Below are 20,358 nucleotides of genomic sequence, written 5' to 3' on the forward strand. Positions count from 1 at the left end.
TAATAGACAGAATCAATCAACATGATTTCCTTACCTCGTTCACAATATACACCCATCGGTTTGCAGCTGGGCCCCAGTTCGGCCACGCTGGTGCAGTTGACCGGCCCGAAACAGAATCGGGTCGTGCATGCCATTGCCCAGGAGCAGTTCGATCTGGATGACCGACTCACTGCCGATGAACGCGACACAAAGATCGCCGCTGAACTACGGCGGATCCTGGTCGACCATCATTTCAAAGGCCGCCGTGTGATCAGCTGCCTGGGTTCGCAGGAGCTGTTCATTCAAAACGTGAGACTGCCTCAACTGCCGACAGAAGAAATCGCGAAAGTCGTCGCCTGGGAGGCGGAAGAACGTCTGCCTTACCCGGTTACGGAAGCGGAAATCCGTCATCTGCCTGCAGGACAGGTACGACAGGAATCGAACACCAAGCAGGAAGTGATCCTGCTGGCCTGTCACAACGGAATTCTGGAACGACATTTGAATCTGCTGGAACAGGCGGGACTGACTGCAGAGGCGATTGACGTTGAGCCATCGGCCACGCTGCGTTGTTTTCATGATGAGAAACGTGAGCTGCAATTGAACTCGGTGAGCTGTTATCTGAATTTTGGTGACGCCGCCACCACCGTGATTTTCGCCGATCAGCAGAACGTATTGTTTCTCAAATACATTATGCAGGGGAGTAATCACCTGGACCGGGCCGTGGCTGACAATCTGGATCTGCCACTGACCGAGGCGATTCGTCTGCGAAAGATCGTGACTAATTCTCCGACGCTGGATGCCAGTGATGAGCTGCACCGGTCGGTGATTGATTCGATCCGCTCACTGCTGGAATCGATCAGCACTGAAGTGGAGAACTGCCTGCGATATTACAAAGTGACTTTTCGCGGAAAGAAACTGGACCAGCTGGTGGTGACGGGCAACGAATCGAGTCCCTGGCTGATCGACTTTCTTTCAGAGCGGCTGAATACAGACTGCCGGATGGGAAATCCGTTCGAACGTCTCAAGAGCTGGCCGACTTCCACCTCGATTCTGGAACGCCCCGGCAGATGGAGTACCGCCATGGGACTGGCCATGAAAGAAAGTTCCGACAAATAACACAGTATCAGAGATACATCTGAGACAAACCATATTCCAACAAGATAGATACCAGCGAATCCGAGAGCCGGATTTGTCTGCAACCCGTTAAGGGCGAGAGCATGATACCTGAAATTGATTTTTTACCTGCCAGTTATCGCGAAGTGCGACGACGACACCGGAACCGGATCTGGCGTCGTTCGATTGTCGTCATCTTCCTCACGCTGGTCACCTTGAGCACCGTGCGACAGCGGGAGATCCAGCACGAACTGCAGTCGAAAAAGGAAACGCTGGAAAAGCACATCCAGCAGATGCATGAGCAATTGCAGGACCCTGCACGGCTGACACAGCAGATTGAGCTTGCCGACGTGCGGGCCGATCTGCTGGCAGGGTTGCTGCTGGATGAATCACCGGCACAACTCCTGGCGATCACCAGCCACTCTCTGCCCGAATATGTTTCATTAAACGAGTTTCAATTCCTGTTTGAAAAAGTGGCGGGTAAAGAAAAGCCGACGAATGTCAAACAGAAAAAAGCACCAGAGAACGTGGTTCCTGAAAAGCTGGATCTCGAGAAGCTGAAACAGCACCGGACGGACGAACAACTGGTGCTGCTGGTGCAGGGGATCGCCCCCGACCATCTTTCGATCTCTGATTATATGTCAAACCTGGATCGACTGGGCGTGTTTAAAGCCATCGATCTGATTCAATCCAACGAGACGATGTTCGAAGGAGAAACGATGCGGCAGTTCCGACTTCGTATCGTGGTGAAAGCACCAGGCATGTTTCTTCCCCCACTCGATCACCGGTTGACCGCCGGCCTGGATCACCCCCTGACAGGAGGTTATGGCCATGAATGAAAAATTACGACGCGACAGCCTGATCACCATCATCAGCCTGGCGGTAGTGGTCGCCTTGTTTACCTTTGTGATTTACCTGCCGGGGCTCAAGAGCAAACAGCAGCTCAATAAGCAGATCGCCTCCATCCAGGAACAGATCCGCGCGATCCCCACCAAGGTTGAACAACTCGAACAGTTGCAGGAGGAGTTGCAGCAGCGCGAGGCATTCATCAATCGCATGAAAAAACACATCCCCACGGATAAAGATACGCACCGGGTTCTGCAGCGGGTGGCACAACTGGCGAATAGTTCCTCGCTGACGGTTTCTTCTCTAAACCCAGGTGAGCCTGTGCCTTATGCAACCTATCTGAGGCAGCCGTTCACGGTCAATGTGAGCGGGCCTTACAAGGGGCTGATCCAGTTTCTGAATGGTCTGGATACCGACAGTCGGCTGTTTACCGTCTCCAATCTGATGCTTACGAGTCAATATGGAGAAAATACGGGCCTTGTTAAAGGAACCGTCGAGCTGTCAGTTTACGTATTACGCGATACTGAGAGTGATTTTTCCGATTTTAAGGAAAATAGGGTCAGCCGGTCCTTTCTTTCGACCGATAAAAGATAAAGAGACACTCCCCTTCAAGCTATCCCTGAGGTGAACTTCGAAAACAGGCGTTCTCGCTCATGAACCGAATTTAGATCCGTTTCCCTTCTTACAGTCATCTATTCCAGATGTGGTGAACTACACGTGAAATCGTTCAGCCAACAATTAGTACATGATTTGAAGGTCAGCTGGCAGAAAACCCTGATGTTAGGGGTGTTGCTGCTGGTCGGTCTGTACTTCTGGATTCCGCCACTGTATCGCGCCATGCGGGGCACTACCGCTCCCGAATTGACGCCCGCGAAAGTGAGTCCGGCACCGATTCCACAACGGCCTCCGGTCGAGACGGAGATGAGTTTCACTCAGCTCGATCCCAAAGAAACCACACTTCACTCCTGGGAACAGTTCGATTCTCTGATGCATACAGATCCGCTGGTGCAGTCAGTGCAGATGGGAGCGATTCAACGCAATCCTTTTGAGGTGAATCGGGACCAGTTCTCGCCCCCCATTCTGTTTGCCGAAGAGCCGGTTGAAACCGAACCCAAACCGGTTCAGATGGAGAAACAGGAACCGGAAATCAAGGCACTGCCCGACGAGATCGTCCTGACGACTACGATCATCGGTAAATTTCGCAAGGCGGCGATGATCAACAAAAAACTGTATTACGAAGGTAAGCCATTCCAGTATGACAATGTGACCTACGTTCTGGAACGGGTCGCAGACCGGAGTGTGATTTTGCGGCAGGGCGATCAGACATTTGAATTAAAAATTCAAAACGATCCTTCCGCATTTATTAAATTTGAATAATCAGACGGTTCGCATCACAGGCTGATTCTCAACTGATTCGAACGATCACGGATGATGGTCGAAACATGAAACGACAATTTTTTATACCGGCTTTCTGGGCAATGCTGACAGGTCTCTCGCTGCTGTTAATCGCAGCCATGACCGACGTCAAAACACCAGAGTCCCTGTTTATCTCACCCCACCATGCGCGGACTGCGCGCAGTGCGGCACCACAGCAACAGGTCCCCACATATCAAGAGCCTCTGCTTGAGGCTTCAGTTAAAGCATCTGATTCCACGGTAGAACCTCAGCCCGCGCCTGCGCAGCAAGTCGTTGTGACAGCACAACCTGAACGGCAGCCTGAAATTAAAACTGTGGCCCGTACCGTGCAGGCGACACCGGTGCCACAGCATGTCTCGCCTGAAGTCAAAACTGCAGCGACCGCATCTCGAACCGTACAGACGCGGACGCTTGTCGATCCCACACTGGAAGAGCCGAGCGAAACTCCAGCCACACCAGAGCGTTCCCGCTCAATTCAGTTTCATCTGGCCGAGGACACACAGCCTGAACCCGTGGATCCCATGGACAGGAAAATGGAAATGCGGCTTGCCAGCCTGACCCGTCAGGTTGATCGGCTGACCAATCTGCAGTTGGAAGTCCAGCAGCAGTCTAAAATGGAACTGGCACAGAATACGGATCGTCTGGAACAGGCGACCAAGCTCCTGCAACAGATGCAGCAGATGAATCAGCTGCGCGATCTCGAACGAAAACTGGATGGGATGCAGGGCAAAGCCGACGCTGCTGCACAGCCGAAAACTCCTGCTCCGGAGGCCACGGCACCCCAGGCTCCCGCTGCCAGCGAGACCAGTGCCCCTGCCGATTCCAAAACGAAAAAAGAGCCGGTCCTGAAAGTCAGCCCCGATAAGGGAGCCGGGGAAACTTTCTCCCTGCAGATCCAGGATGCGGAAATCATGCAGGTTCTGGACATGCTGGGCGAACTCTCGGGCATGAATATCCTGGCCGGGCAGAGCGTTTCAGGGACAATCACAGCGAACCTCAAGAATGTCACGCCGCTGCAGGCCCTGGATGCCATCCTGCGTTCGCGCGATCTGACATCAGAAAAAGAAGGGGAATTCATCTACGTGATGACCCAGGCTCAGCTGGAACAGAAGAAGAAGTCGAGCCGGAAAGTTGTCACCAAGCTCTATACTCCGTTTTACATCAGTGCCAAAGAATTACAGCAGCTGATCACGCCGATCCTGACGGAAAACGTGGGGATTGTCTCGCTGACCACACCCAGTGAAGTCGGGATTTCTCCCGATGAAACGAGTGCCGGCGGTGACTCGTTCGCTCAAAACGATTCCATTCTGGTTCGCGATTATCCTGAGATCCTGGAAGAGGTCGATCGCCTGCTGGAAAAAATGGATGTGCCTCCGTTGCAGGTGGTGATTGAAGCGATGATTCTGAACGTCACGCTGAATGATGACATGCGGTTTGGCGTGAACTTCGCCATGCTCAGTGGGAATAACAAGAGCCTGCTCGTTGATGGTAACGGTCAGACATTGAACGCTGCCAGCGGTTTTCCGGGGTCAGGCAGTTCGTCGATCGTCCCGCCAACCGGTCAGTTTGTGGCTGACCTGGCAGGATTGAAATACGGGTTCCTGCACGGCGACATCAGCGGTTTTATCGAAGCACTGGAAGACATCACGGAAACCAACCTGATCGCCTCTCCTCAGCTGCGAGCATTGAATAAGCAGAAAGCGGAACTGATTATCGGTGATCGCATCAGTTATTCCACGGTCACCCAGAACGGCAATACTTCAATTCAGAACGTGAACTTTCTGGATTCCGGTATCGTGCTTAACCTGCGGCCTTTTATTACTCCCGATGGACAGATTCGGATGGAAATTCATCCGGAACGCAGCTCGGCGACCATTAACTCTTCGACGAATTTACCCGACCTGAAGACTACTGAAGTCACCACGAACGTCATGGTCCGCGACGGGAATACGGTTGTCATCGGGGGACTGATTGAAGAACGTGTCTCCGATACCAAAAACCAGGTTCCACTCTTAGGTGCGATTCCCGTGATCGGGAATGCGTTTCGCCAGCAGCGGGAAATTACGACCCGTTCCGAGCTGATCGTGCTGATCACACCGCGGATCGTACATCCTGAAGAGGCCAATGCTGAAGGTCAGGCCGAGAGATACGAGGGTGCAGAGCGGATTGATAACTTCAAGAAGAGCTTCCTGCCGATCAACCAGGTACGAATTGTCCAGATGCATATCAAGCTGGCCAGGAAATACCTGCGGATTGGAAACCTGCCTAAAGCCAAAGAGCACATCAAAATTGCTGTCCGCCTGGATAAGAACAATACCGAAGCAATTCAGTTGAAGAAGTACATCGAAGATGCACTGATCAACCGCAACCGCCAGATGATCGGACTGCCTCCACTGTCTGGTCCCCAGATGCCGGCTCCGGTCGTGGAGGAGGTGCCCTGAGCATGCTGCGGAATCTCTGTTGCATCGCCTGTGCGTTGGTCTGGCTGATCTGTTGCGGCTGTCAGGCGGTGCCGATTTCCACGCTGTCGCAGATGTCAGGTGAGGCACTGCAAGGGGAAACCATACCACAGACCTCAGAGGCTTCCTCACGGACCGAGCGGACATCTCCCTTCAATGAACGGGCGAATCAGCTCGTAGATCAGGCATTACAGCATTACTCCCAGGGAGAACTGCAGCAGGCCCGGTCGCTGCTCGCCTCGGCACGGGAAATAGATCCCGGTCATATCGGGACGTTTGAAATCGAGGCCCAGCTCTCCTACGACATGGGGGACCGGAAACAGTTTCTGCAGTCGCTCCGGGCGATTCGCGCTGCGAGTCCTCAAGACGCCGCCAAACAGAGTGCCATCGGAACCCTGTTTTTTCAGGCCGGCCAGACCCAGGAAGGCATCGCCTGCCTGAAGCGAGCCATCGCGTTGAAACCGCATGAAGAAAACTACTCATTGAAACTGGCGGCTTTTCTGGAGCAGACCAGCCGCACCGATGAGGCTCATGAAGTTCTGTTACGGGCCCTGCATACGACACCGGGCAGCAAACGACTGCCCATCGCCCTGGGTCGCGTCTGTGAGGTCAATCAGCAGTGGTCCGAAGCCAGCGTGTATTATGCGATGGTGATCAATCATCTGCCCGAAAACCACGTCTGGCGAAAACACCGCGCCCGCTGTCTGTATCACGCCGGCAAGTACCAGGAAGCTTTTGAACAGTTCTCCATTTGCCAGGAAGCAGACCGGGAACTGCTGTCGCTTTCGGAAAAAATCGCCTTTGGCGACACAGCGCTGCGGCTGGGAGATCTGGAAAAGGCGCAACAACTGTTCGATGAAATTTCTGCCGCCCATCAGCACCAGTTACTCCACGTAGAGGTATTGCGCGGGTTATGCGCAATCAACCGGGGCCAGACAACTGATGCGAAAGCCATCATCGCTACAGCCCGTAAAAAATGGCCCGCTGATCCTACGCTGTTAGAGGTCGCGGCCCTGCTCCCTGCGCAACAGACGGCGGTAAGGTAATCACCTGAACTGCGTATTTTTGCGCAAGATTCATTTGCCCAGCGCAAACTCGCTCCCGAAATTGGACAACCCCGATTTCGTAACCTAGATTTAGAGTGGTGATTTAAGATCACTTCTTAATTGGTGGAGTGCGCTCTGTAGTACTCCAATCTGGATTCGAAACAGGGTATTTCATTTTCAGCAGTGTCGTTAATCTGCTGAGAAGGTGTTCGGCGATGACAAGTTATGGCAAATACTGGGTTCTGGTGGTACTGCTGCTCTTCATGAGTTGTGTAGATAACCTCCTGGTAACCAGCCAGTTAGCTTCTCCCATGCTGGCGCTGGCCGCCTCGCTGGTGGCTTCACTCGTCGGTTGGGCCTGGCTGGTGAAATCCCTGCAGAAAGACCGCGATCAGATCAGTGCCTGTCTGCGGAATCCCGAATTACTGCGTCCGGAACTGAAGCAGAAGAACTTCTTCGGAAAGCTGTTCGCGGAAGCGATTCAGAAGATTGAAGAATCCGATACCGAACTCGTATCGACCACACAGGTTAAGACGATGTTAAAAGCCCGTCTGAATGCCCTCTCGAAGAAAGAGGCTCTGATGGAATCGGTACTGGATCACCTGGAGACCGGGGTACTTGTCTTCGACGCACAACACACGCTGGAGTTTTCGAATCAGGCCGCATCGAAGTTCGTGATACCCGAAGCGGACCGCACGCAGAACAACAGTGAATCCGGCCTCGCACTCAATAAGGCCCTCAGCAGCGATGTGGTGATTCCCGAAATCGCCAGCCTGCTCACTAAAACCATTGAACGCAAAAATGCCACGTTAAGCCGCCGCAGCGAGTTCCAGTTAACGGGACTCGATTTCCAGTCTCATTTCCGCGCCATCGCAACAAACCTGTTCGATGAAAATCAGGCGCTGCTGGGAACCATAATCGTGGTGGAAAACATCGGCGAAGAAAATAATGAGAAGGAACGGCACGCCGAGTTTGTGTCGTCGGTCGCTCACGAGTTGAAAACACCGATGGCCGGGATCAAGGCTTATATCGAGATGCTGCTGGACGGTGACTGCGAAGAGGACGAAGCCGAAGAACTGTATGGCTTCATCAACGAACAGATTGACCGTCTGACTCGACTGGTCAACAGCATGCTGAATCTGGCCCGCATTGAAAGTGGTGTCGTAGAAATCAAACGGCACGACTGCGAGCTGAATGACATTCTCAAATCCGCCGCAGATGTCATTTCGCCCAATGCCGGTGAAAAAGACATTACGTTTACCTCCGAACTGAGCGATCTCTATCTGCCCGTGCACGTCGATAGAGACATGCTGGGCCAGGCGATCATCAACCTGCTGTCAAATGCAGTTAAATACACGCCGCACGGACACGAAGTCCGCCTGCGGAGCAGAATGGAAGACAATACGGCAGTCATCGAAGTCCGGGATACCGGGATGGGAATTCCACAAAATTCGCTGCCTCACATTTTTGACCGGTTCTATCGGGTACCCGAAAACAACCGCTCTGCAGCCGGTACGGGACTGGGTCTGGCCCTGGTCCACTTCATTGTGACCAACGTCCATAATGGATCCATTTCGGTGCAGTCGGTCGTCAATAAAGGTACCTGTTTCACGGTCACCATTCCGCTGGGACATAAAGAACAGAAGAAGAAAAAACAACTGGCACCGCCGGTAACTATATAACAGAATGCGTTCGTGACCCGCCCTGGTGCGGTTCGACAGATGGAAAGAACCAAGGAATACTGCAATGAGTCATCTGGTTTATGTTTGTGACGACGATTCGCACATTGTGCGTGCCGTCAGTATGAAACTTAAAAAAGCGGGCCTGGAAGTCGTCAGCTTTCCGGATGGGTACGCCTGTTGGGAACAGGTTCAGGAGCGGGCTCCTGAGATGATTATCACCGATTTGCAGATGCCCCGCATGAATGGTCTGGAACTCTGCGAAAAAATTCGCGAATTTGAAGCAACCCGATCGATCCCGCTTACGTTACTGACAGGGAAAGGTTTCGAATTCGATCATGATGAATATATGCAGAATCTGAAAATCACCAATGTCATGGTGAAACCCTTCAGCCCCAAGAAATTGTTAACACAGGTCCAGGAGTGTCTGCAAACGGCACCGGACACGATTGGTTAGTCGCTCAAATTCAGTTTATTGAAACTTTATCTCATGCGAAATTATTACACTGCCATCCAGTTCTGGTCTTACTCCCTGCTGGTAGTCTGCCTGTGTCCGCTGGCGGTCTTCCTGGGTGCCTACATGCACTGGCCCCTGGGGGTGGCTCCGCTGCTGCTGCTGGCACCTCCCACCGTTCTGGCGGCGGTTTCTTCACCACGGGTCTGTTACTGGACCATTACAGTGCTTTCCATCAGTTCCTGCTTCGCCGAAATTTTCTTTCGTCCGGACCTGGAAGAAGTCAGAAGTACCTACCCAGCGAGTATTATGTGCGCTAGCGTGCTTGTCGGACTGGTACTGCTGATCGATCTTTATATGGGCAAACTGCGTCACAAACTGTCTCAGATGCACGATCAGAATGACGAACTGGTCCGCCAGTTGTACCAGACTCAGAAACAGGCCGCCGTCGATGCTTCGAAATCGGGAATTACACAAATCAATGAGAAACCGGTCAGCGAGCAGAAAGAGAATACGAGTGTCGAGAGTGGCGTGAATTATCCACTGCTCCTGCTGACGCTGCAGGACATCGGTCGTCGGATCTCTACCAATCAATCCAACGAATCTTTGATTCCGACCGTGATCAGCACGGCCAAAGCTTCGCTGCAATGTGAATCATGCCAGGTATATCTCTGGGATTCAAAATCACGGGCACTGAAAAATGCACTGCCCGCGCGAGCCCGCGACCGACTGGACTACCGGCCTGCAGCCAATCATGGCGTAGCCGCCTGGGTGATCGAACATCGCCAGATTGTGATGCGGAACGACGCCGATCAGGATTACCGCCTCAAGCGGATCATCGAAGACGACCCACAGATGCCAGATGCGATTGCACCGCTGACCGTGGGTTCGGAACTGATCGGGCTGTTGATCATCGACAAGATTGACGTGGATTCTCCCACCATTGGCCGCCTGATTTACATTCTTTCCAATATCTACGCGTTGGGCATCAAGAATTCACAGTTGTTCAAACGCATTGAAGAGATGGCCAGCCGCGATGGTCTGACCGGACTGTATAACCACGCGACCTTCCAGGAAAAACTGCATGAACTGGTGAAGGGCGCAGAAGCGCAGTCGACCAATCTCAGCATCATCATGAGCGACATCGATCACTTCAAATCCTTCAACGATACCTACGGGCACCAGGCCGGTGACTTCGTACTGAAAGAGGTCGCCCGCATCTGGAAAACCGTGATGCCCGATAATGCCGTACTGGCGCGCTACGGCGGTGAAGAATTCATTGGCGTCCTGCTGGATCACGAATATTCTCAGGCACGTCAGATCGCGGAAGATTTACGTGAGACCCTGGAAAACTGCCCGATTCTCTTCGAAGGTCAGCAACTGCAAGTTACTGCCAGCTTTGGCGTTACAGAATTTCGTCACCCTGCGACAACCACGAAAGAACTGGTGCGGGTGGCTGATGAATATCTCTACAAGGCGAAGGAAGGCGGACGAAATCAGGTGGTCGGCCTGGATACGAACGCCACCAGGAAACCGGGTACATAAGCGAGTCAGACATGCAGATCACAACGGAAGTTTTTGGCAATGTTCTGGTGGCCCATACACCGGATGAACTGACGGATGACACATCCGGTGATTTCGTCCATGCGCTGTCAGAGGCGATAAACGAACTGCATTACCAGGTTGTCCTGCAGATGGATCGCAGCGATCTGCTGGACAGTGCCGGCCTGACGGCCTTACTCGATCTGCAGGATCTGACCCGGGAACACGGGGGGAACCTCAAGATCAGCGGCCTGGAAGAACCTGGCAAGAAAATTCTGGAAATGACGCGACTCGACCAGCGGATCGATATTTTCGATTCGGTGATCGAAGCGGTTTCCAGCTTTCAATAAAGATTTAAGAACCAGTCATGAATACCAATTCCCTCTTACAACCGAAAATGCGGCTCGGTGATCTGCTCATCTTTAAAGAGTACATCACTGCAGAACAGCTGGATTCCGCGCTGGAGGAACAGTCTCAGGGAGATGGCAGCCAGCTGCTGGGTGAGCTGCTGGTCAACAACGAATATTGCACCGAAGAGCAGGTGCTGGAATGCCTGGCCCTGGAATACCGCATTCCCTACGTGCAGCTCGACAGCCGCATGTTCGACTCGAAAATCTTCGATGTGCTGCCACGTGAATTTGTGGAAAAACATACGGTGCTGCCCCTGTTCAAAGTCCGCAACGTGTTGACCGTTGCGGTCGCGGAACCGACGAACGTCTTCCTGGTCGACCAGCTCCGCGACCTGACCAAGTCAGAAATCCAGATTGTCGCCGCCAGCGCCCGCGAAATCCGCCGGATGGTGCAGACTTATATGCCGAACACGAACGTGTTCGTGATCGACGACATCATCGATGATGCGAACGGCACCAATGTCGAACTGATCGAAGAATCAATCGACGACATCGGCTTCGACGTCGAGTTTGCCGGCCAGAGCCCGATCATCAAACTGGTCAATTACATTATCTACAATGCGGTCCGCGAAGGGGCCAGCGATATTCACATCGAACCCAACGAACAGCAGTTGCGGGTGCGCTATCGCGTGGATGGAGTGCTGCACCAGGCACTCGAACCGCCCGTGCATCTGGCGCCCGCGGTTTCTTCGCGTATCAAGATTATGGCGAGCCTCGACATCAGCGAGCGTCGTCTGCCACAGGATGGTCGAATTCACGTCCTGATGGAAGGGCGTCCCATCGATCTGCGTGTGAGTACGCTTCCCATGCCGACCGGTGAAAAGGTCGTGATTCGTATTCTGGATAACCGCAGCGTCAATATTTCACTCGAACAGCTGGGCTTCAGTTCCGAAGTTCTGGAAAACTTCACCGAACAGCTGGAAAAACCGAACGGCATCATTCTGGTGACCGGGCCTACCGGTAGTGGTAAGAGTACCACCCTGTATGCGGCTCTGAATGCCGTCAGCTCGATTGAGAAGAATGTCTGTACGGTCGAAGACCCGATCGAATATCAGCTGCCGATTATCAATCAGTTCCAGGTGAATGAAAAAATCGGCCTCTCATTCGCCACGATCCTGCGAAGTCTGCTGCGACAGGACCCGGATGTGGTAATGGTGGGCGAAATCCGCGACCAGGAAACCGGCAAGATCGCCATCCAGGCAGCCCTGACCGGTCACCTCGTCTTCAGTACGCTGCACACCAACGATGCGATTTCCGCGATTACGCGACTGATCAATATGGGTGTCGACGACTACCTGATTGCGGCAGCTGTCAACATGGCACTGGCACAGCGACTCTGTCGTAAATTGTGTCCGAAATGCAAAACACCGTATGAATTGCCCAAGGCGATGCAACTGGCGGTGGAACGGGTCGGCCTGGAAGCGAACGAATTTTATAAAAACAAAGGCTGCAAACGGTGCCGCAATACCGGATTCTCCGGGCGTATCGGCGTGCATGAGATTCTGACCGTTGATGATCATCTGCGGGAAATCATCTCATCCAATCCTACGGTGGCAGCAGTCAAAGAATATGCACAGAACAATGGCATGATCCCCCTGCGGTACGACGCTCTGCGTAAAGCCCAGGAAGGACTGACGACAGTGGAAGAAGCCATCAAAGTCAGTGATGACGGCTGGATTCCCCGAAAACCCGCGCTGATCCGTTCTTAATCATGACGGCATCACGCTGAAAATAAAGAGAGTAACCCCCCGATGGAAATGAACGATCTGTTACACGCGGCTGTGGACAGTGATGCTTCGGATATCCTGCTGGTGACCGACGCACCGCCCATGTTTCGTATCGACGGTCAGCTGCGCACCACCGCCCTGGAACCGCTGGATCCCGAAACGATTCGCGATCTGTGCGACCAAGTGATGAAGGTGCAACAGAAAGAAATTCTGGAGAAGCAGAAGGACGTCGACTTCGCGATCACAGTTCCACGACTGGGGCGATTTCGTTTCAATATCCATGTGCAGCGCGGTTCCCTGGCGGCTGCCATCCGTCGATTCTCCAACGAAGTTTGTACGCTGAGCAGCCTGGAGCTGCCCCCTGTCGTGGAAGAACTGACGCGGCTCAAAACCGGGCTGATCCTGGTGACCGGACAGACCGGTTCCGGTAAGTCCACCACGCTGGCTGCTATGGTCGAAGCCATTAATCAGCGGGATTCAAAACATATCATTACCCTGGAAGATCCGATCGAATATCAGTTCCAGCATGGAAAATCATTGATCGAACAGCGGGAGATCGGCGAAGACTGTCCCGGGTTCACCTCGGGACTGAAACATGTTCTGCGGCAGGATCCGGATGTGATTCTGATCGGGGAATTGCGGGATCTGGATACCATTCGTGTCGCTCTGCAGGCTGCGGAGACCGGTCACCTGGTACTCGCTTCACTGCACGTTTCCAGCGCAGCGGGAGTCGTCGATCGACTGGTCGAAGTCTTTCCACCGGAAGAACAGTCCCAGGTCCGCAGCCATCTGGCGGAATCGTTAAGGGCTGTCATTACCCAACGCTTATTACCCGCGGCAATGTCCAACGGTCGTGTGGCTGCTGTGGAAATCATGCTTACCAACAGAGCGATTCAAACCAGTATTCGCGAATCGACGACCCATCTGATTCCGGGCATTATTTCGACGAACCGTCGCGTAGGTATGCAGACGATGGAACAGGCACTCAAAGAACTGCTGTTAAACGGTAAAGTCGATGCGGAAACCGTGGACGAACATCTGCAGGAATTGAAGGGCGAAGCATCGGGCAAAGAACATTCTCATGGATTACTGGTTTAACGGGATCGATGAGGGACAGGCAGAACCATGCAATTCACATATATCGCACGCAACACGACAGGACAGAATCAGTCCGGTGAACTGGTCGCAGAAACCAGGGAAGAAGCGGTTGCCAAGCTGCGCCAGGAAGGTCTGTATCTGCTCTCCCTGGAAGAAGCGGATGAAAAGTCATCCAAGGGGCTGGCAGCGACCCGTAAAAAACGGGTCTCGCGTAAGGACGTGATCTATTTCACCAACCAGATGGCGATTATGGTCGACGCGGGTGTGCCCGTGGCGACTGCCCTGGAAGGGATTGCTAAGCAGATTGAAAACGAAACACTCGCCGAGATTCTGTCCTGCATTCAGAAAGACGTTGAAGCAGGTAGCGACCTCTCCAGCGCGCTGAGTGAATTTCCACGGCTGTTCGATAAAACCTATGTGAACCTCATTAAAGCCAGCGAGGCCAGCGGTACGATGCCACAGATGCTGAACCGGATTGCACAGCAGGCTGAAGAAGAACAGGAAACCATTCAGCAGGTGAAGGGGGCTTTGATCTACCCGGCTGTGATGCTGGTGATGTGTATCGGCATCTGTATTTTCCTGCTGACATACGTCTTCCCCAAGCTGATGCCCATGTTCGCTGCCCGTGGTGCCGCAGTCCCGACACCAACGAAAATGATGATTTTCGTCTCGACGGCCATCACCTCTTACTGGTATCTGCTGCTGCTGTTTGTAGCGGCTGTGATCGGCTTTTTCTTCTATATGCGGAATCAGGCCTGGGGCAAAGCAACGTTCGACTGGTGTCTGATTCGGATGCCGGTCTTCGGATCGATGCTGAAAAAACTGGCGATCAGCCGCAGCATCCGTACGCTGGCGACTACGGTCAACGCGGGGGTTCCCATGCTGGAAGCCATCGAACTGAGCGCTGGTGTTTCCGACAATGTTTATTTCAAACAGAGCTGGATGGAAATCAGCGAGCAGGTTACGACCGGAAAACAGATTCACGAGGCACTGGAAGGCAAAGCATTATTTCCCCCCACGATGCAGCAGATGATCGCTTCCGGCGAATCGACGGGCCGACTGGGAATGGTGCTCAATAAGTTGAGCGACTACTTTGATCGGGATGTCAAAATCGCGATCAAGTCCGCCACGACCCTGGTGGAACCGTTGATGGTGGTCTGCATGGGTTCGATCATCGGTTTTATCGCACTCTCGATGCTGTTGCCGATCTTCACGCTGAGTACCAGCCACTAATCCGACTCAGGCGATTTCTTTTCCTGCTTCTGCTCTGGCTGGGATTCCGGTGACTCGGAAGACTCCGCATTGGTTTCCGTCTCTGGCGACGGGCCCTCCGCAGGTGCATCTGCCCTGGTAGTCTCTGTCTCTGCTCTGGGACCTGACTGCTGCTCATCTTCCTGTTTTGCTTTTTTCTCTTCAGGAACCAGGTCGAGCAGGTTATTGCTGTTGAATTTCTCCTTGGAGAACGCACGAAGCTCGGCATTGAAGATCTGTACAAGTGCGTGCAGACAGGAAGCGACGATCGGGCCGATGAACACACCCCAGAGCCCCATCATCTGCAGTCCGCCCAGCACACTGACGAAAGCGAGCAGGGGATGCAGTTTCGCGTCACTCTGCAGAATATAGGTACGGATGACATTGTCCATCGTACCAACGACCAGTGTTCCGAACAGGATCAGGAAGATCGCAGCCCCCCAGTCTCCCTGGTACATCAGCCAGCCGGCACAGGGACCCCAGATAATCCAGGATCCCATCAGGGGAACCATCGACGTGATCGTGGCGAGGATCAGAAGAATGAAGAAATGCTCGAAACCGACGATGTATAAGGCGATCGCAGTCATCAGTCCCTGACCGATGGCCGCCAGGAAGGTTCCCAGAACCACGGCCCGCACGACTTTCTGGAACTTATCGATCAACTGCCGCTGATAATCCAGGTGCACGGGAATCAGGGACTGCGTCGATTCGACAAGCACATAGCCATCGGCCAGGAAGTAATACAAGGCAATCACAAACATAATCCAGGCGATCACTGCGGAGAAGATGGTCCCCAGCATCCCCACGGTCGAAGCGGCGAAACCAAGCGAACGTTTGGCGATCGGAACCAGAGTCGCCTGCAGATTCTTCCGGATGAAATCATCGGCGACTTTCGACTGTTCCTGGTCGGTCGTTCCCTCTTCAGCGGCTTCCTCTTTTCCGAGGTATTCGTTGGACCATTCCACGAACTGATGCAGCTTGACGTTACTGACCTCCACTTTTTCGCGGACCGTCTGCACGGTTTTATTCCAGTTGGCTTCATCGAGCACATTCACCACCGTGGTAAACAGCTGCAGGGAACCCAGGAAAATCCCCACACAAAGAGGAACAAAGATCGCGGAAATGATCAGCGTGGTCGTGATGCCTGCGGCGATCCGAACGTGGCCCCGGGCCCGTTTAATGAAATACTGGAGCAGGGGCTGACTGACCATGGCGACCACGGCTGCCAGAAAAAGGGGCAGCAGGAACGGCATGATTACCTTGAAGAAGGTCACTCCCAGGAACAGGATCAGGCAGAAAATAATGCTGAGTGAAACAAGGCGAACCATAAACCAGTTCCCATATTGAATAGATCGCAGAAAAAGCCACGATCGGTTACCCGATCTGAGCTGTTGGCAGATAACAACTTACAGCAATACAAGCACGAATGATAGTACAAAAGCCTCCTCAGTCTGACGGGAGAGGACTGGGACAGACTTTCAGATTATTTTCGTTTCCTTATCGCAATTTTGAACCCCCATTCGCTACAATAACGATTCCCTCTCGATTCAGGAACGATGCGCATCGAGATCAGTTTGTCTATCTCGACAGAACCGGAGTCTGGTATGAAACGTTACATTATCTCACTTTTATCTGCGAACCGCGTAGGCATCATGGCCGCCGTCACGACCGCCATGGATGAACTGGGCGCGAACCTGCATGAAGCCAGCATTGCAGTGATCCAGAACTTTTTCAACATCGTGATTGCCGCCGATTTCCCTGACGAGCGGGATCCAACCCTGATCCAGGAACACATTGAGGGAATCTGTAACGCGTTCAATGTGGATGTCTCCATTAAAGACCCGGATGTAGACGTGCCCTCCATGCTGCCTCCGGAAGACTGCATCAAGTACCTGCTGGCGATCGCGGGAACCAACCGTCCCGGGATTCTCAGACGCATCTCATCCCAGCTGGGACAGGATGGCGTGGATATCATTGACCTGTCTGCCACCAGTTCATCCGATGGGCAGACATTCGAGATGATGATCAAGGTGGCGGTACCCAAGTCGCTCGACATCCTCGAGCTGCAGTCCGTGATGGAGAACATTTGCAGTGACTTTGATGTCTCAGTCGATTTCATCAGCGAATCGGATTCGGCCATCATCAGTTCACAGAGCCAGACGCGTATGTTTAAGCTGTAATACTCCCCGATTGCGGGACATTACTGAGAAAAAGATTTGGGATGATGTCAAAATCCGGTCCATCTCAGCAGCAGTCATTCGAGACACCTTTCAAGATATTGAAAGAATATCAGTATGCCAGCACGGCTGTCACCGAGTTACTGCACTCTCTTGAGACGCCGGATCCCCAGCTGATTTACCTGTATGGCCCCTCCGGATGCGGTAAATCAGCCCTGATTCATCATCTGTTGCCCGAGTATCTCGCCCTGCATCCCGGGGCAGAATGGGAACAGCTGACCGCCAGCGAATTTGCCGCCCGCTTTGCTCTGGCGTCATCAAACCAGCAGATCGCGGACTTCCAGAAAGGCCTGCGGGGACTCGATCTGCTGATTCTGGAAGACGTACACAGCCTGGAAAACCGCTCTCACACGCAGCAGGAGCTGCTGTCGACCCTCGATGACATTCTGGGCCAGGGGGGGCGAATCATCGTGTCGGCAACGAAGCCGCCCGGGGAACTGGCCTTGTTTCTGAAAAAGCTGACCAATCGCTTTCATGGCGGGATCTGTGCAGCGATTCCGCCTCCGGACTTTCAGAGCCGACAGGAGTTACTGGAATTCTGGGCCGAGGTGGAAGCGATTCCCCTGCCGAAAAAAGAGCTGACGCTAATCGCACAAAAGAAAGACCTCTCGCCACGCGAGCTGTTTGCGGTGCTGAAACAGCTGCAAACCGTCAGTCGGATCAATCGTCAGCCCCTGGATAGTCGCTTCGTGAAACAATATCTGCAGGGCAATCTCGAACCGCCCCGCACGAGTACCGCGAAAATCACGCGTGCAGTCTGCCGCGAATTTAAAACAACCCTGGCCGAAATCCGTTCTGCCAACCGGTCACAACAGTATGTTCTGCCGCGGCAGTGTGCGATGTTTCTCTCCCGGGAACTGACCGACGAATCTTTAGCCAAAATCGCAAATTACTTCAATCGGAAGAACCACAGCACGGTTATTCATGCCTGTCGTCAAATTCAGACCGATCTCGAAAAATCACCTGGATTACGTCAGCAGATTTCTCGCATTAAGCAACAGCTGGGAGTATATCTTTTATAGCAGACAGTGAAATCACAGAGACCCGACCGGTCAGATAAAGAATTCCATCTCGAATTCTCCCGGTTGCTGGTGGCCATTTTGTGCATAACCTGTTGATTTCCGGTGGAGAAATGTGGAGCCATTTTCGGGTTCTGAACGCGCCGAAAAGTAACCTCCACAACCCCTGCTGACTCTCATCATTGCCTGCGCTGCTGCGCCACATTCCACCGACAGGTTATCGACATTCAACGCTTCGTCGACAACCAACGTAAGATGTTTCAATATAATATCTTACATCGCTGATTTTTCACTTCTTAACAGAATCTTCCCTGCATAGATAATACTAATAATAAATTAATTAATTTTTAGAGAAAATGGGTTCTGAAAAACCCCTGGCATGTCGAGATTCACGTCTCTCCGATGATTGTGAAAATGCTTTGAATCACATAAAATACAGGCACCAGAAAATCGATATCTTATCGCTGCCAGAATGAGTTCCAGAGGACATGCGGGGCAGCACAATTTACCCATCAAAAATCTAGTACAAAGTTGATTCACACATGAAGCTCAGTTGTTCACGATCGGCCCTGTTGTCCGGCTTCCAGATCATTGGAAGCGTCATCAGTTCACGCACTCCCAAGGAGATCCTGAAGTGCGCCAAACTCGAAGCAGGAGACGGCAAGGCAACCCTGAGTGGAACCGATCTCGAAGTCAGCATCCGCTACGATTTCGATGAAGTCGATGTGACGATTCCCGGGGAGATCCTGCTGTCGGTACACGAGCTGGTCTCGATCCTGAAGGAATCCACCACCGATTCGGTCGAGATCGAACTGAAGAAGGACGAGGAAACCGAGCAGGACTTTATTCTGATTTCCTCGGGCAAGAGCGAATTCCGTCTGTCAGTGCACGATCCCTCCGAGTTTCCCGCAGTAGAAACATTCAAAGAATCAAATTACTTCGAAGTCCCCATGCAGTCCTTCCGGGAAATGATCCGGCGGACCGTATTCGCGACCGATCCGGAAAGCACCCGCTATGCATTGGGGGGCGTGCTGTTCGACGTGGAAGGGGACAATCTGACCCTGGCGGCGACCGATGGACGTCGTCTGGCGATGGTGGAATCCGCCTGTTCCTATCAGGGATCAGAGGCGTATGAAAACAACCGGCCCGTGATTCCTGCCAAGGCGATGACGCTGATCGAAAAGAGCCTGACCGGCGATGAAGGCAACATCCAGATTGCGATTCGGGCCAATGACGTGATCGTCAAAAGTGGTCGTTCGACAATCTTTGCCCGCCTCGTGGAAGGCCGCTTCCCCAAGTATCGCGATGTCATTCCACCGGAAGCGACTCACAGTATCGACCTGGAAGTCGGAACCTTCTTCGGTGCCGTCCGTCAGGCACAGATTGTGACCGACGTGGAAACCCGGGGCGTGGATTTTATCTTCAACAGTGGCCTGTTAACGCTGAAGAGTGTGGCTGCCTCTGTGGGGGAATCGAAGGTTGAAATCCCGATTCCCTTTGAAGGCGAGGAAATCGTCATCACTTTTGACGTCCGCTACCTGGCAGACTTCCTCAAAGCTCTGGATTCCGCCGCTCATATCCAGCTGCAGCTGATCGATTCCGACAGCGCTGCCGTCCTCAAGACCGACGATGGTTACACTTACGTGATCATGCCCCTCTCACAGGCACGGTAATTCATGTCAGAGAAATACGAATTCAAGACCTGCCGCGCGATTCCGGCCGCGACACCTGTCTCCCAGGTGCTTTCGGAACTGATTGCGATGAAAGGGCTGGCTCGGGTTCAGGGAGATCAGCGACTGAAACAGGCCTGGCAACAGGTGGCCGGCGAAAAGATTGCCAGCCAGACCACGATTCTGGGTATCAAGAACCGGATCGTACAGATCGGTGTCGACAATTCAGCTCTGTTGAACGAGTTGAATTCGTTTCACAAGATGTCGCTGCTGCAGAAGCTGCAGAAAGAGTATGGAAAACAGAACGTCCGCGACATGCGGTTCCGATTGAAATCGAAAACAAATCAGGACAGCAGGCAGGGGTAAAATGGAATGGGAAATTTCTGTTTGCCGTCCGTCACTAATCAGCGAT

18 protein-coding genes are annotated in these 20,358 nt (G+C 53.0%); 17 read left to right on the forward strand and 1 reads right to left on the reverse strand.

Going from position 1 to position 20,358, the window contains the following annotated elements:
• Positions 1 to 21: 21 nt before the first annotated feature.
• The 13 genes from pilM (at position 22) to FYZ48_RS17520 (ending at position 15,002) form a co-directional block, all read left to right on the forward strand.
• Entirely contained in the window at positions 22 to 1,095 is a 1,074-nt protein-coding gene (gene pilM, locus FYZ48_RS17460) for a pilus assembly protein PilM (RefSeq protein ID WP_145045886.1), read from the forward strand.
• 101 nt (positions 1,096 to 1,196) lie between these two features.
• Positions 1,197 to 1,931, forward strand: coding sequence for a PilN domain-containing protein (locus FYZ48_RS17465; RefSeq protein ID WP_149342666.1), 735 nt, complete (start codon positions 1,197 to 1,199; stop codon positions 1,929 to 1,931).
• Positions 1,924 to 2,532 carry a type IV pilus inner membrane component PilO gene (gene pilO / locus FYZ48_RS17470; protein WP_187782089.1) on the forward strand — a complete coding sequence of 203 codons (609 nt, stop codon included), beginning with the start codon at positions 1,924 to 1,926 and terminating at the stop codon, positions 2,530 to 2,532. Before FYZ48_RS17465 ends, pilO begins: the two co-directional genes overlap by 8 nt.
• Positions 2,533 to 2,715: 183 nt before the next feature.
• Complete coding sequence (locus FYZ48_RS17475; protein ID WP_149342670.1) at positions 2,716 to 3,315, forward strand: hypothetical protein; 600 nt, start codon at positions 2,716 to 2,718, stop codon at positions 3,313 to 3,315.
• A gap of 65 nt (positions 3,316 to 3,380) precedes the next feature.
• Complete coding sequence (locus tag FYZ48_RS17480) at positions 3,381 to 5,795, forward strand: hypothetical protein (protein ID WP_149342672.1); 2,415 nt, start codon at positions 3,381 to 3,383, stop codon at positions 5,793 to 5,795.
• A 2-nt stretch (positions 5,796 to 5,797) separates the two neighbouring features.
• Positions 5,798 to 6,859, forward strand: a complete 1,062-nt coding sequence (locus FYZ48_RS17485) for a tetratricopeptide repeat protein (protein ID WP_149342674.1) — start codon at positions 5,798 to 5,800, stop codon at positions 6,857 to 6,859.
• A gap of 215 nt (positions 6,860 to 7,074) precedes the next feature.
• Positions 7,075 to 8,541, forward strand: a complete 1,467-nt coding sequence (locus tag FYZ48_RS17490; RefSeq protein WP_149342676.1) for a sensor histidine kinase — start codon at positions 7,075 to 7,077, stop codon at positions 8,539 to 8,541.
• Between the two features lie 64 nt (positions 8,542 to 8,605).
• Positions 8,606 to 8,995, forward strand: coding sequence for a response regulator (locus tag FYZ48_RS17495; protein WP_145443487.1), 390 nt, complete (start codon positions 8,606 to 8,608; stop codon positions 8,993 to 8,995).
• A 33-nt stretch (positions 8,996 to 9,028) separates the two neighbouring features.
• A complete protein-coding gene (locus tag FYZ48_RS17500; RefSeq protein ID WP_149342678.1) occupies positions 9,029 to 10,537 on the forward strand; it encodes a GGDEF domain-containing protein in 1,509 nt (502 codons plus the stop codon).
• Positions 10,538 to 10,548: 11 nt separating this feature from the next.
• Positions 10,549 to 10,884 (forward strand): STAS domain-containing protein, encoded by a 336-nt coding sequence (locus tag FYZ48_RS17505; protein WP_149342680.1) that lies wholly within the window; start codon positions 10,549 to 10,551, stop codon positions 10,882 to 10,884.
• Positions 10,885 to 10,901: 17 nt separating this feature from the next.
• Complete coding sequence (locus tag FYZ48_RS17510; protein ID WP_149342682.1) at positions 10,902 to 12,653, forward strand: GspE/PulE family protein; 1,752 nt, start codon at positions 10,902 to 10,904, stop codon at positions 12,651 to 12,653.
• A gap of 42 nt (positions 12,654 to 12,695) precedes the next feature.
• Positions 12,696 to 13,769 carry a type IV pilus twitching motility protein PilT gene (locus tag FYZ48_RS17515; RefSeq protein ID WP_149342684.1) on the forward strand — a complete coding sequence of 358 codons (1,074 nt, stop codon included), beginning with the start codon at positions 12,696 to 12,698 and terminating at the stop codon, positions 13,767 to 13,769.
• A gap of 27 nt (positions 13,770 to 13,796) precedes the next feature.
• Positions 13,797 to 15,002, forward strand: coding sequence for a type II secretion system F family protein (locus FYZ48_RS17520; protein ID WP_149342686.1), 1,206 nt, complete (start codon positions 13,797 to 13,799; stop codon positions 15,000 to 15,002).
• Here FYZ48_RS17520 and FYZ48_RS17525 read toward each other — a convergent pair.
• Positions 14,999 to 16,348, reverse strand: a complete 1,350-nt coding sequence (locus tag FYZ48_RS17525) for an AI-2E family transporter (RefSeq protein WP_149342688.1) — start codon at positions 16,346 to 16,348, stop codon at positions 14,999 to 15,001. The two genes, FYZ48_RS17520 and FYZ48_RS17525, sit on opposite strands and share 4 nt — an antisense overlap.
• Before the next feature lie 276 nt (positions 16,349 to 16,624).
• Here FYZ48_RS17525 and FYZ48_RS17530 point away from each other — a divergent pair, with 276 nt between their 5' ends.
• The 4 genes from FYZ48_RS17530 (at position 16,625) to FYZ48_RS17545 (ending at position 20,312) form a co-directional block, all read left to right on the forward strand.
• Complete coding sequence (locus FYZ48_RS17530) at positions 16,625 to 17,200, forward strand: glycine cleavage system protein R (RefSeq protein ID WP_187782090.1); 576 nt, start codon at positions 16,625 to 16,627, stop codon at positions 17,198 to 17,200.
• A 41-nt stretch (positions 17,201 to 17,241) separates the two neighbouring features.
• Positions 17,242 to 18,279 (forward strand): helix-turn-helix domain-containing protein, encoded by a 1,038-nt coding sequence (locus FYZ48_RS17535; protein WP_149342692.1) that lies wholly within the window; start codon positions 17,242 to 17,244, stop codon positions 18,277 to 18,279.
• Positions 18,280 to 18,818: 539 nt separating this feature from the next.
• Positions 18,819 to 19,949, forward strand: coding sequence for a DNA polymerase III subunit beta (gene dnaN / locus FYZ48_RS17540; RefSeq protein WP_149342694.1), 1,131 nt, complete (start codon positions 18,819 to 18,821; stop codon positions 19,947 to 19,949).
• 3 nt (positions 19,950 to 19,952) lie between these two features.
• The gene (locus FYZ48_RS17545; RefSeq protein ID WP_145035297.1) at positions 19,953 to 20,312 is read left to right on the forward strand and encodes a DUF721 domain-containing protein; all 360 of its coding nucleotides are present in this window, start codon (positions 19,953 to 19,955) and stop codon (positions 20,310 to 20,312) included.
• Positions 20,313 to 20,358 lie beyond the last annotated feature (46 nt).

The organism is Gimesia chilikensis (assembly GCF_008329715.1).
GTDB lineage: Bacteria > Planctomycetota > Planctomycetia > Planctomycetales > Planctomycetaceae > Gimesia > Gimesia chilikensis.